The sequence below is a fragment of the Cupriavidus sp. GW821-FHT02F09 genome (assembly GCF_059421605.1).
Genome location: NZ_JBWKVH010000010.1, coordinates 106183 through 118951 on the forward strand (window position 1 = coordinate 106183; position 12769 = coordinate 118951).

The window sequence follows — 12769 nt, forward strand, 5'->3', positions numbered from 1 at the left end:
GATTCAGGTCAGCTTTCAATGGGCGCTGCGCTGGCGCGCGCCGCGTCCGGCACGGCGCCGCCCTGCCCCCAGAAATCGTAAAAGTTGAACCAGTCGTAGGGCGACTCCACCAGCAGTTGCGAAAGCCATTGCGCATAGCCGGCCGCATGCTCGGTCAGGATCGCGTCGCGCCGCGCGCGCGGCAGGTGCACTTCGCGGGCCAGTTCGGTAAAACGCAGCAGGTGGCCCTTGCCCGAACGCACGCAGCCCATGGCGAACAGCGGGCATTCCAGCAACGCCGCCAGCACATAAGGCCCCACGGGAAAGCGCGCGGGCGCGCCCAGGAACGGCACCGTCACGGCGCGGCCGCCATGCACCGGAACCCGGTCGCCCGCAATCGCCACGAACTCGCCCGCGCGGACCTTCTCGGCCAGCAGCAAGGCGGTGGCCGGCGAAATATCGTCGACCTGGAACAGCTGCAGCCCGGAGCGCGGGTCCAGCCGCGACAGGATGCGGTTGAACTGCGCCGCGTGCGCGGTATGCACCAGCACCGTCAGGCGCAGGCCGGCGCGCTGGTTGGCCAGCACCCGGCACAGCTCCAGGCAGCCCATGTGGGCGGTCACGATGATGCCGCCCTGCCCGCTGGCGATCTGCGCCAGCATCACCTCGGCGCCTTCGCGCCGCACCGCGCCGTAGCGGTAGCCGCCGCCGATGGCAAGCAGCTTGTCCAGCAGCGTGTCGGCAAACGAGAACAGGTGGCGCAGGCTATGGCGCAGCCCCGGCATCATGCCCGCCGGGCCGACCGCGCCCGTGGCGGCCTGGATGCGGCGCAGATAGTCGAGCGACGCATGGCGCGCCAGCGGCTTGGCAAGCCAGTAGTAGGTCACCACCGGGTACAGCACCGCGCGGAACAGCACGCGGCCGCACAGGCGATACAGCCAGTACAGGCTCCACACGCCCCATACGCAAGTGGATTCGCGGATCTGGCTCCAGTGACGGGCCATGCGTCCGGGTTGCGTCGCTTGGGTGCCTTGGGTGGCTTGGGGCGTGCTCATGCCGGCCGCACCTTGCGCCACAGCAGTACCGGCAAGCGCTTGAGCATGCCGAAGAAGAGCCGTGTATGCATGGAAGAGATCAGCACGTTGTCGCGCCAGACCTGGAAATGGGAAACGCCGTCGGTGGGATACGTCACGCGCGTGGGTACGTTGACGATGCGCACGCCGCGCCAGACCAGGTGCACCAGCACCTCGGTATCGAACTGCATGCGCCGGCCCAGCTTGACCTGGCGCACCAGCGGGAGCACGTGTGCGAGAGGATAGACGCGCAGGCCGCACATCGAATCGCGCACGGCGAACGACAGCGTGTTGATCCAGACCCAGACGTGGGTCAGGTAGCGCGCCAGCAGCCGCACGCGCGGCACCGATTCGTCGTAGACCGGGCAGCCGCAGATCATGGCGTGCTGGCTGGCCTGCGCCAGCGCCAGGAACTGGGGGATGCAGCCGGCATCATGCTGCCCGTCGGCATCGATCTGCAGCGCATGCGTAAATCCCATGCGCGCGGCCTCCTCGAAGCCCGCCATGATGGCCCCGCCCTTGCCCTGGTTCTGCGCCAGGCGGATCAGCTGGACCCGGTCGGCATGGCTTGCGGCAAGCTCGCGCAGCACACGCTCGCAGGCCGGGCTGCTGCCGTCGTCCACCAGCAGGCACGGCAACGGATGCGCGAGAATGGCCTGCACCATCGCGCCGATGGCACGTTCGTGGTTGTAGACCGGGACGAGCGCCACGGGCTTAAACATCCGCCTCTCCAAAGATGATGCGCCCGCTGGCGTGCGGGCCGCGCGCCGAGCTCAGGCGAAAGGCCAGCGCGCCGCGCTCGGGCTGCCACGCCAGCGTCATTTGCACCAGGGTGCCGGGCGTGATCACGGCCTGGAACTTCAGAATCTCCATCCGGCGAAAACGCGCGCGCGGCGGCACCGGCAGGCGCTCGGGCGCCAGCGCCATCACCCAGTCGACCTGCGCCACGCCCGGCACGATGGGGCTGCCCGGGAAATGCCCGTCGAACACGGCCAGGTCCTCGCTGACCTCCAGCTCGGCGGCGGCCGACAGCGCATCCTCCGCGGCCTGCCAGCGCACGGCCGGCAGCACGCGGCGGAACACGTCGCGCAGCATGGCTTGCGTGGTCTTGCCCTGCGCGTTGCAGGGCAGCGCCTCGGCAAAGCTCCAGCGCCGTGGCAAGGCCACCGCGTCCACGGCATCCGCAAGGCGGGCGCGCAGCGCGGCAAGCAGGGCCGCGCGGCCCTGCCCGGCCAGCATGGCCGCGCCGCTCTCGCTGGGCACCACCACGGCGCCAAGGCGCGTGCCGACATCCAGCTCCAGCAACACCACGCGCGCCTCGCGCACCAGCGGCGACGCGGCCAGCGCCTGCTCGACCTGGGTCAGCGATACGCGCTTTTCCTCGATCTTGACGATGCGGTCGGCGCGGCCCGCCAGGGTGAAGCCGCCATCCGCGGCGGGCAGCACATGGTCCGCGCACAGAAACCAGCCGTCGTCCGGAAGGTGCGCGGAGCGCACCGCCAGGAAGCCATCCTGCAAGCGCCATTGCACGCCCGGCAGCGGAGTCCAGCGGTCTTCGTGGCGGGCACGCTGCCGCCAGGCGATGCCGCCGGTTTCCGAGCTCCCGAACACTTCGATGGGCGCTTGTCCCAGATGGCGCAACGCATCGGTCGCGGCCTCCGGCGGCAAAGGCCCGCCGGACGAGAACACGGCGCGCAGCACGCCGCGGGCGGCAGACCAGTCGAGCGCTTGCGGCATGCGCCGCAGGTGCGCCGGGCTGGTGACCAGCAGCGCCGGGGCATCACCGCAAGCGCGCACGATTTCCTCATGGAACGCGAGACGATCCGCCGGCATGGCGCGCGCCGCCGCGAGCGGCCACAACACGCAGAACAGCAGGCCGTAGATATGCTGGTGCGACACCGTTGCCAGCACCCTCACCTGCGCCGGCAGCTCCGCGCCGAACGCGGCCTGCAGCGCCTGCACTTCCGCGTCGAGCTGCGACAGGTGCTTGACGATGGCGCCGGGCACGCCGGTGGAACCCGAGGTGAACATCGTCACCAGCGTGTCGCTTGGCGCCAGCGCAGGCCAGTCCATGCTGCCGTTGGCCGGCTCGATCGATGCTTGCGGCCACAGGCCATCGGGCAACTCGCCGGCGCAGCGATCGGCGCGCTCGCGCAATGCCGCCAGCGTTTCGGCGCGCGTGTCGCCGGGCAGCACCACGTGCTTGCCCGCGTGCCAGGCGCCGAACAGCGCCGCCGCGAACTCGGAGGTCGATTCGATGTAGAGCGCCCAGGACTTCCCCGGCGCGGCGGTAAACGCTTGCCGCCAGGCGGCCACGCGCCGCACGAACTCCGGTGCAGTGGTCGCGCCGGCCGCGCCATGCGCGACCACGTGCGAGCGCTGCGCCAGCGCCGCCATCAACCCGCTTACGCCCAGCCACTCAGCCATGCCGCCCCCTTGCCATCACACGCTGGCGCACCAGCCATTCGCCGGCGAACATGGCGCCGATCAATCCGTAGGCGATGCCGCCGTTGTAAAGCGCCCAGATGCGGTCGCTGGCCAGCACGGCGGTCAGTGCGGCTACCGTGCCGTTGCACACGAAGAACACGCACCAGGCTTGCGTCACGCGGCGCGTGTACGCAACGCCCGACGGCGGCAAGTCCGGCTCGCGCAGCCGCGCCAGCCGCTCCACCAGGCTGGGCGGGTGCCGCAGGCTCCAGCCGAACAAGCCCAGCATCGCGGCATTGACCAGCACGGGATACAGCTTGAGGGGCAGCGCGTGATTGGACGCGGCCACGATCGCGGCCAGCACGGCGGCGGCCACGGCAAGCAGGCGCCAGCCGGCCTGGCGGCTGGTCAGGGCGCGCAGCAGCGCCAGTGCCACCAGCGCCAGCGCCATCACGCGCGGCGACCAATGCTGCAGGCCAAAGTAGATCGCCACCGGATAGCACAGCGTCAACACGCCGAGCAGCAATTTGCGCACGGGCATGCGCGCTCAGGCCGTGGCGGGCGAGTCGATCAGCAAGGCCAGCGCCTGCACCACGTCCTGCACGGTGCGCACGGCCTTGAACTGCTCCGGCTTGATCGGCTTGTTCAGCATCGGCTTGAGCTTCACCAGCAGGTCGACCGCGTCGATGCTGTCGATGTCCAGGTCGTCGTAGAGACGGGCTTCGGGACGAATGCGGGCCGGGTCGATCTCGAAGGTTTCCTCGAGCACCGCGGCCACCCGCGCAAAGATTTCGTCATGGGTCATGATGGGCTTCCCCCTGTTCGGCTATGACCGGCCGTGGTTGCCGGCCTGGCAAGTGGTATGTGGATCCTTGGTGTGTCGTGGGCGGGTTCAGGCAGAAGCCTGGCCAGCACGCTGAGATGCGACGAACGTGGCCAGCGCTGTCACGCTGGCAAAGCGCGCACGCATGTCTTCCTTGTCGCCGTTCATGGTCACGCCGTAGCGCTTTTGCAGCGCCAGCCCGAGTTCGAGCGCATCGATCGAATCCAGGCCCAGCCCTTCGATGAACAACGGTGCGTCGGCGTCGATATCGTCCACGCCGATATCCTCCAGCGACAACGATGAAATGATCAGTTCCTTGATTTCTTGCTCAAGCGCCTTCACGGCGGACCTCCCTGGAAAAAAACTCGGATAGCGATTGGGTCAGGTGCCGTACCGCCAGCGCGTCGTCCAGTCCGGACGGCACCATCTGGGCGACACTGACATCCTCTCGCACGTCAATGATGTAACGAGGCCTGCGGGCCGGCACGCGGTACCACTTCTCACCCTTGGTGAGCGTGGGCGGCTCGCACCGGATCACCACAGGCGTCAGCGCAAAGCCGCCGCGCACCGCGACATTGGCCGCACCCCGTTGCAGGCGCAGCGGGCCATGCAACGGCGTGCGCGTGCCCTCGGGGAAGATGACGAGATTATTGCCCGTGCGCAGCGAGGCAATGCAGTCATCCACCATGCCCGCGCCGGAGTCATTGCAGACGTAACCGGTGGCGCGCACCGGGCCACGGGTAAACGGGTTGCGGGCCAGGCCGGAGCGCACCACGCAATCGGCCTGGCGCGTCAGCGCGATCAGAAAGACGACATCGATCAGCGACGGATGGTTGGCCACGATCAGCAAGCCCTGGCGGCGCAGCCGCTCAGGATGCAGCACCTCGTAGCGGATCACCCCGACCGAGCGCATCAGCCACAGGAAAAGCCGGAATGCGTAATGCACCACGTTCTTGCAGACCCGCTGCCGGCGCGCCGAAGACCACAGCAAGACGGCAAGCAACGGGAACACCAGCACCCGCAGCACGAGCCCGCCGACGCCGAAGCTGGAAAAGCACAGCCCGGTCGCGCAGACGCGCCAGGCCCGGTCCAGGCGCTCAACCATGTCGTTGCCACCTCCAGCCGGCACGCTCGCCGGCGTGGCGCAACTCGGCGTCGCCGGAGAGCATGAAGCGCAGCACCTCCAGCCCATGCGGCAGCGTCACGCCGGCGCCGGCCGGCAGGGTCTCCCCCACCACCTCAAGGCTGAGCACCGGTTGCCCCGCCTGCGGCATGCCGACCCGCCACGCCCACCCGAACAGGCACTCCGGTTCGTCCGCGAAGACGGCATAGGCCTCGGGCAGCGGCGCCTCGTAATGCACCAGCAAGACTTCCGGGGCGCCGTCGGCCAGCAAACCGCACGCTTCCACCACCGCCGCTTCCACCGTATCGCGGCCCGCGGCCAGGGCTTGCAGGTTGCCCGGATCGCCCCGGTCGATCGAATACAGCGCGCCGATGGCGTTATGCACGGACAGGCCGAAGGCTGTGGGCGACAAGGGCTCGCCGTCGGCAAGGTCGCCAAGCATTTGCAGCGGGCGCAGGGTGTCACCGTGGCGCGATGCAAAGATGACGGGAATGCCGTCCACGCCCGGCTGGCAGGCATAGGCGGGATGCAAGGCAGCGCGGCCCAGCGCGGTGATCCTGCGGCGCAGCATCGGGGCCATGGCGGCCAGCGTGGGCAATGCGTCGCCTTTGGGCAGCCAGGGCGCGCGGCTCCAGGCCTGCCAGGCTTGCTGCGTTTCTAGTTGTGCTGCACATGCCGCCCATGCGCGAATACCAAATTCCATTGCCGTGCCGTTCGCGTAGGGTGGATGAAAAGGCGGGTCGCTGCCGGCCCGCGGGTGATGCACGCCGGCGCCAGCAGACACGCAGGCGTTTCGCACACATCACGAATCACGCCCGTTGCCGAATTTTGTGGGCAGATACCGCCTGTTTGCCCTGATTTTCCGCTCGATTGCTACTTGAATACTTTTTTTGCACTGACTCCGGGGCCGCTGCCGTGGCGGACATGGCTGCCTGCTGGCAAATGACGTTGCCCGTCAGCGAGTCGGTATTAAATCGGTGTTAAATAGGTGTTAACGACCGAAAACCCGCAAAACTGACCCCAGGCGACCCATCGGCATCAGCCGCGGGACAATCAAAACATCATTTTTGGCAGGAATGCCGAACTTTGACTCGCCCTTTTTGTCAGGGCCGAATTCTCGCACAAAGGCGCGGCAACAGGGGATGCAAGAAGGTTAAGAAGGTTGTCAATTGTAACGGCGCGCGCCTGCCGGCCATGCGGTGGCGTAGCCATGCCTGTCAAGGCCGGGAGGGAAACGGGGGGATGAGAGCGGGAGGGAGTGTGAGCGGGTTATCCCCCGCCCGGCGTAGCGCGGCGGGGGCCCGTGGCAAAACGAGCGTGATGCGGCTTACAGCGCGGGCAGGATCTTCCCTGCCACCTCGCCAAAGCCGACGCGATAGCCGTCGCCCTGGCACCAGCCGGCCATGACCACTTCGTCGCCATCTTCCAGGAAACCGCGCTTGCTGCCGTCCGCCAGCGTCAAGGGCTCGGCGCCGTTACGGGTCAGTTCCAGCAGGCTGCCATAGGAATCCGGCGTGGTGCCGCTGATGGTGCCGGAGCCCATCAGGTCGCCCACACGGACATTGCAGCCGGACACGGTGTGGTGCGCCAGTTGCTGGACCATGGTCCAGTACATGGCCTTGAAGTTGGTGCGGCAGACGGTGGTGGCTTGCTCCGCGCCTTCGGGGCGCAGCGAGACTTCCAGTGCGATGTCATAGGCATTGCGCTCGGGCTGCTGCAGATACGCCAGCGGCTCGGGCGATTGCACCGGATTGTCGCGGCGGAACGGCTCGAGCGCGTCCATGGTGACCACCCATGGGGAGATCGAGGTGCCAAAGCCCTTGCTGTTGAATGGGCCCAGCGGCACGTACTCCCACTGCTGGATATCGCGCGCGCTCCAGTCGTTGAGGATCACCATGCCGAACATGTGTCCGGCGGCCGCAGCGGTGCTGACCGGCTCGCCCAGGGTCGACGGCTTGCCGACGATGAAGGCCATTTCCAGTTCGTAGTCGAGCTTCTGGCAAGCCGTAAAGACCGGGCGCGGCGCGTTCGGCGGCTTGATCTGCCCCTTCGGGCGGCGCAGTTCCGTGCCGCTCACCACCACAGAGCTGGCGCGGCCGTTGTAGCCGATGGGAATCTCCAGCCAGTTGGGCAGCAGCGCATTGTCCGGATCGCGGAACATGCGGCCGACGTTGGTGGCGTGCTCGCGCGAGGAGTAGAAATCGGTGTAGCCGGGGATGTCCACCGGCAGGTGCAAGGTAGCCCAGGCCATCGGCACCAGGGCCTGCTCATGCAGGGCCGACTTGGGATGCAAGGTGGTGTCGTCCGCCGCCAGCATGGACGTCAGGCGCTGGCGGGTTTCAGTCCATGCCGGCTTGCCGAGCGCGATGAAGGCGTTGAGCGTGGCGCCGCTAAACACGCCTTTGACGGAGGCAGGCAGCAGGCCCGCCTCGTCCAGCACGGACAGGTCGAGAATGAAGTCGCCGATGGCGACGCCTACGCGCGGGCCCTGCCCGTTCGGGGAAAAGATGCCGTAGGGCAGGTTCTGCAGCGGGAAATGCGTAACGCCATCATTGGCGGATTCGATCCAACTCTGCTGGACAGTGGTCATCGGGGGCTCCGGAGGGCAATGACAAGGGTGCCGGCGACATGCGCCGCGCGGGCACCCTGGATTCATGATGGTCGGCCGGGTGAAACCGGTCTTGGGACTTGAGGATCAGCGCTCGCTGGGGTTGAAATGCTTCTTCAGGCCTTGCCAGCACCTGTAGTAATCGTCCTGCAACTGCGCCGACTCCGCTGCATACGGCGTCGGCCGGATCACGGCCGGCGTCTCGAACATGAACGCCATGGTATCGCCGATGCGATGCGGCTGCGAGGTATCCGCGGCGGTGGCCTTGGCAAACGTCTCGGCATCCGGGCCGTGGCCGCTCATGCAATTGTGCAGGCTGGCGCCGCCAGGCGAGAAGCCATCGGCCTTGGCATCGTAGACACCCTCGATCAGGCCCATGAACTCACTGGCGATGTTGCGGTGGAACCAGGGCGGGCGGAAGGTGTTCTGCATCGCCAGCCAGCGCGGGCCAAAGATGACGAAATCGATGCTGTCCACGCCCGGGGTGTCGGACGGGCTTTGCAGCACCAGGAAGATCGAGGGGTCCGGGTGATCGAAGCTGATCGAGCCAATGGTGTTGAAGCGGCGCAGGTCGTACTTGTACGGCGCGTAATTGCCATGCCAGGCCACCACATCCAGCGGCGAGTGCCCGATCGCGGCGCGCCACAGGTTGCCCTGGAACTTCGCCACCAGCTCGAAATCGCCCTCACGATCCTCATACCAAGCATGCGGCGTGAGGAAGTCGCGCGGATTGGCCAGGCCATTGGAGCCGATGACGCCCAGGTCGGGCAGGCGGAACAAGGCGCCATAGTTTTCGCAGATATAGCCGCGCGCCTCGCCATCCGGCAGCTCCACGCGAAAACGCACGCCGCGCGGGATCACCACAATCTCCTGCGGCTCGACGTCCAGCAGGCCCATCTCGGTCGCCAGGCGCAGCCTGCCCTGCTGCGGCACGATCAGCATCTCGCCGTCTGCATTGTAGAAGAAGCGATCCGTCATCGACCGGTTGGCCAGGTACAGATGGATCCCGCAACCCGACATGGCCTCCGGGCCGCCGTTGCCGGCCATGGTGATGATGCCGTCGACAAAGTCGGTGGGCTCCTTGGCCATCGCCGGCGGGCTCCAGCGCATCTGGTTGGGCGATGGCGGCACCGCATCGAAATGACTGACGATGCGCGACTGCTCGACCCGCGTGAACGGCTCATGCATCGCCGCCGGGCGAATGCGATAGCACCAGCTGCGCCGGTTGTGCGCGCGCGGCGCGGTAAACGCCGTACCGGAAATCTGCTCGGCATACAGCCCATACGGCGCGCGCTGGGGCGAGTTCTGCCCCACCGGCAACGCACCGGGCAGTGCCTCGGTGGCGAACTCGTTGGCAAAACCGGATTGGTAGCCGGGCGTGCCGTGGTCGGGCGCCTGCCCTTTCACGTTCACAAGGTTCAATGGCGTCTGCGTCATATCTTGGGTCTTCCTCTTACGCTTGCGATTTCGCTTTCGATGAATCGAGCACGCCCGCGCGGGCTAGCTCCATGGCTTCCTGCAGAACAGCAAGATCGCCGATGTGATTGGCCAGCAGCAGGATCAGTTGCGCGTTGGCGGCCTGGCTCTGCGCGTCGGAGAGATCGCGATGCATGTCGATCAGCGCCTCGTAGAAGTCGTCCGGACGGGCAAGGTTGGGTTCGGTACTCAGCGGCATTGGCTTGTCTCCCTACTCAGGCCACTGCCGCAGCGGGCATAGTGGACGAGTGATCACACTGGCGGTGTCTTTCGAACGCCGGATCGTGAATTTCACAATCCGTAATTGATTTACTATATCGTAATCTCAGGCCTCGGACGTGTCAAACCAGTATCGGCCCTTATTTCTCCGCGGACGGCGAAAACCGGCGGACACCACGTTTGTAGGTTAGGCGCGAAGGACAGGGTGAGACAAAGACGTGACGCCAGACGGCGCACAAGCGCAGGCAGCCCGAGCAATGTCAGGCGGAGAAGAGAAACAAGTACGACAGGGAGAAAGCGACAGGCTCGACAGGCAAACGCACGACCCGGCCTCGGCGCGGGGCCGAGGTCGTCAAAGACAGACGGATGCCGCCAGGCGCGGCATCCGGCCATCCATGTAAAGCAGGCAAAACCCCAGCAGCAGGCACGTGGGGGCGTGCCCGCTGCTGGTATGACAAGCGCGCGCCAATCCGGCCGCAGACCCGGCCGGAACCAGCGCGAGTGCTCAGGCTGGCTTGTGACCTTCGCCCGGGCTCGACGCGAAGCCTGTGCTGACCGGGGTGGCCGGTGCAGGGCTTGCGGCGGTAGGCGTTGCGGCAGGCGCCTGCCCGGCCATGGAAGCGGCCGTGACGCCGCCATTGCGGCTGGCAATAAACGCGTTGACGTCGGCAGCAAGATGCTGGGGTGCCAGCACCACTTCCAGGCCAAGCGCCTCGCAAGCCGCTAGGAAAGTCGACATGCGGGGGTCGGCCTGACCCGATTCTGCCCGCAAGTAAGCTTCCCGGGAGATCCCGGCCTTACGGGCGACGTCTTCCTGCTTGAGCTTTCGCGCTCGGCGCAACGCCCGCAGTTGCCGGAACGGTTCGCTAGCGCCTCTAGGCACGGCTGTACTGTTCATGTCGGTCTCCAGTCACCAATGAAAAAAAAGTGCGCGGACGTGCATTCGAGTATAGAGCACGCAAAGCGTTCCGTATGTAATCAGGGCAACACTTTGTGCAGATTTCTTGTTGGCACCCTGCGCAGGCTAATCCTAGCCTGTCAATAGGTCCGATACAGCACAATTATCTGCCTCCGTGGTGACATAACGGGCGGCAGTGAAATAGGTTGACGAAAACGCACAAGCGCGAAGTTGACAATACGACCGGTCGTGCTATTCTTTCGACATGCAGAAAGGACAACTTACCCGCGCAGCCATCATCGAGCAGGCCCTGGACACCGCCGCCCAGATCGGGTTCGAGCAGTTGTCGCTCGCCACATTGGCCGCCGACACCAGCATGTCCAAGAGCGGGCTCTATGCGCACTTCAAGTCAAAAGAAGCCTTGCAGCAAGCAGTTTTGGCGCTCGCCCTGGAGCGCTTTTCGGACGTCGTCTTCAGGCCGGCCATGCGCCTGCCGCGCGGCACGCGTCGGGTGCAAGCTCTCTTCGAAGGGTACATGCTCTGGCTCGGTGGATCCGTCAATAAAGGCCGCTGCCTGTTCATGGCGCTAGGCCAGGAATACCGCGACCGCCCCGGTGCCGTCAGGGATCAGGTGGTGCAATCGCTGAAAGACTGGCATAGCCTCATCGCCAGGGCCGTGACCGACGCGATCGAGGAAGGCGATCTTTCGCCGGCACAAGACGCGCGGCAGTTCGCCTTCGAGATGGTCGGCATCGGCATGTCCTTTCAACAGTCTTACAAGCTGCTGGGCCGCGAAGACGCCGAGACCATGGCCCGCCGGGCGTTCGAGGCATTGCTCCGCCGGGCCGAGCTTGCGCAGCCCGTGCGCAAGTAGCCAAGGACGAGGAGGCACCTGCGCGAGGCGCCTCCCGCAAGACAGATCGGGATAAATTTCAAGACGGCAGGATGTCGTCTTTTTTTGAAATAAAAAATAGCACGACTGGTCGGTCTTGCCGGAGGGGTATCGCCTCTCCCCGATGCCCCGGCCAGGAATGCCAGAAGTCTTCGCTAGAGGTGACCGCCGTGACGCAAGCGATTTACTCATCCACCAAAACCCGCCAGGCCGCGCCGATATCCGGGGCGCCAATGCGCTTGGGGCGCCTTGGCTGGCAATTGGCCGAGCTACTTTATCCGGCCGGCGTAGCGCGCGCGCTCGAGCACGCATGGTTCCGTCCGCCCCATGGCAACGGCCCGGATGGCGCTGGCCGTGAACTGCTTGACCGTGCGCGCGCGGACTGGGCGCTCGTGACCGGCCAGGGAGCGAGCCGGCGCGTGCGCGTCTATCGATGGGGCAATACCGGGCCGACCGTCTTGCTGGCCCACGGCTGGGGTGGCCATGCCGCCCAGTGGCAACCGCTGGTTGCACCGCTGCTGGCGGCTGGCATGCGCGTGGTCGCCTTTGACGCGCTCTCGCACGGCGGCTCCGACGCGGGTGCACGCGGCGCGGGCCAGACTTCTGTTGTGGAAATGTCACATTCGCTGTTGGCCACGGCGTGGCACGCCGGCCCGGTCCACGCGGTGATTGCGCATTCGCTCGGCAGCGCCGCGCTGGCGCTGGCCGTGCGCGAAGGCTTGCATCTGCAGGCTGCCGTGATGATCGGCCCGCCGGCCGACATGCACACTGCCGCCGCGGCATTGGCCTGGCGGCTCGGCATTGGGCCCGGCGCACTGGCCCGCATGCAGCGCAACAGCGAGCGCTGGCTGGGCATGCCGTGGTCTGCCTTCAACGTCCCGGCCATCGGGCGCGCCCGCCCGGTGCCGCCCACGCTGGTGATCCACGACCGGCAAGACAAGGAAGTGGGCTGGGAGAGCGGCGCTGCCATTGCCGGTGCATGGCCTGGCGCGCAGTTGATGGCCACGGACGGACTAGGCCATCGCCGTGTCCTGCACGACGCGCAGGTCATCGCACGGGCGGTATCGTTCATCCGCGGCGCCGCGGACGCGCCCGGGCTTGCCGAGGCAACTCGCAGGATGCAGGCCCAGGCCGATGCCTGAATCACTCCCAAACCCTGCTTGCGGCAGCGATTATGTGGCATGCCACATAATCGCCGCTGGCGGTGTGGGTCCGAGCTTGGCGGTTAATTGCTGATTAAACGAAAAAAGA

At 66.5% G+C, this 12769-nt stretch carries 14 protein-coding genes; 2 read left to right on the plus strand and 12 right to left on the minus strand.

Annotated features, from left to right (window positions below; genetic code table 11):
- Positions 1–8: 8 nt before the first annotated feature.
- The 12 genes from AC07XB_RS14110 to AC07XB_RS14165 all read right to left on the minus strand — a co-directional run bounded on the left by AC07XB_RS14110 (position 9) and on the right by AC07XB_RS14165 (position 10626).
- Entirely contained in the window at positions 9–1034 is a 1026-nt protein-coding gene (locus AC07XB_RS14110) for a lysophospholipid acyltransferase family protein (protein WP_492828249.1), read from the minus strand.
- A complete protein-coding gene (locus AC07XB_RS14115) occupies positions 1031–1774 on the minus strand; it encodes a glycosyltransferase family 2 protein (RefSeq protein WP_492828247.1) in 744 nt (247 codons plus the stop codon). Before AC07XB_RS14115 ends, AC07XB_RS14110 begins: the two co-directional genes overlap by 4 nt.
- A complete protein-coding gene (locus AC07XB_RS14120) occupies positions 1767–3479 on the minus strand; it encodes an ApeI family dehydratase (protein WP_492828245.1) in 1713 nt (570 codons plus the stop codon). Before AC07XB_RS14120 ends, AC07XB_RS14115 begins: the two co-directional genes overlap by 8 nt.
- Positions 3472–4020: a COG4648 family protein gene (locus tag AC07XB_RS14125; protein ID WP_043355718.1), complete on the minus strand. Its 549-nt coding sequence runs from the start codon at positions 4018–4020 to the stop codon at positions 3472–3474. Before AC07XB_RS14125 ends, AC07XB_RS14120 begins: the two co-directional genes overlap by 8 nt.
- Positions 4021–4026: 6 nt before the next feature.
- Entirely contained in the window at positions 4027–4284 is a 258-nt protein-coding gene (locus AC07XB_RS14130) for an acyl carrier protein (protein WP_043355719.1), read from the minus strand.
- A gap of 87 nt (positions 4285–4371) precedes the next feature.
- Positions 4372–4644, minus strand: a complete 273-nt coding sequence (locus AC07XB_RS14135; protein WP_150986626.1) for a phosphopantetheine-binding protein — start codon at positions 4642–4644, stop codon at positions 4372–4374.
- Positions 4631–5407: a lysophospholipid acyltransferase family protein gene (locus AC07XB_RS14140; RefSeq protein WP_492373676.1), complete on the minus strand. Its 777-nt coding sequence runs from the start codon at positions 5405–5407 to the stop codon at positions 4631–4633. The genes AC07XB_RS14135 and AC07XB_RS14140 overlap by 14 nt, the downstream gene beginning before the upstream one ends.
- On the minus strand, positions 5400–6128 hold the full coding sequence (locus tag AC07XB_RS14145) for a beta-ketoacyl synthase chain length factor (RefSeq protein WP_492373677.1): 729 nt from the start codon (positions 6126–6128) through the stop codon (positions 5400–5402). Before AC07XB_RS14145 ends, AC07XB_RS14140 begins: the two co-directional genes overlap by 8 nt.
- A gap of 624 nt (positions 6129–6752) precedes the next feature.
- The gene (gene fahA, locus AC07XB_RS14150; RefSeq protein WP_492373678.1) at positions 6753–8015 is read right to left on the minus strand and encodes a fumarylacetoacetase; all 1263 of its coding nucleotides are present in this window, start codon (positions 8013–8015) and stop codon (positions 6753–6755) included.
- 105 nt (positions 8016–8120) lie between these two features.
- Positions 8121–9470: a homogentisate 1,2-dioxygenase gene (gene hmgA / locus AC07XB_RS14155; RefSeq protein WP_492373679.1), complete on the minus strand. Its 1350-nt coding sequence runs from the start codon at positions 9468–9470 to the stop codon at positions 8121–8123.
- Between the two features lie 16 nt (positions 9471–9486).
- On the minus strand, positions 9487–9708 hold the full coding sequence (locus AC07XB_RS14160; RefSeq protein ID WP_441637595.1) for a DUF2783 domain-containing protein: 222 nt from the start codon (positions 9706–9708) through the stop codon (positions 9487–9489).
- A gap of 525 nt (positions 9709–10233) precedes the next feature.
- Positions 10234–10626, minus strand: coding sequence for a helix-turn-helix domain-containing protein (locus AC07XB_RS14165; RefSeq protein ID WP_150986631.1), 393 nt, complete (start codon positions 10624–10626; stop codon positions 10234–10236).
- Positions 10627–10969: 343 nt separating this feature from the next.
- Here AC07XB_RS14165 and AC07XB_RS14170 point away from each other — a divergent pair, with 343 nt between their 5' ends.
- The gene (locus AC07XB_RS14170) at positions 10970–11500 is read left to right on the plus strand and encodes a TetR/AcrR family transcriptional regulator (RefSeq protein WP_492810647.1); all 531 of its coding nucleotides are present in this window, start codon (positions 10970–10972) and stop codon (positions 11498–11500) included.
- Positions 11501–11688: 188 nt separating this feature from the next.
- Positions 11689–12660, plus strand: a complete 972-nt coding sequence (locus tag AC07XB_RS14175) for an alpha/beta fold hydrolase (RefSeq protein ID WP_492810649.1) — start codon at positions 11689–11691, stop codon at positions 12658–12660.
- Positions 12661–12769: the final 109 nt, after the last annotated feature.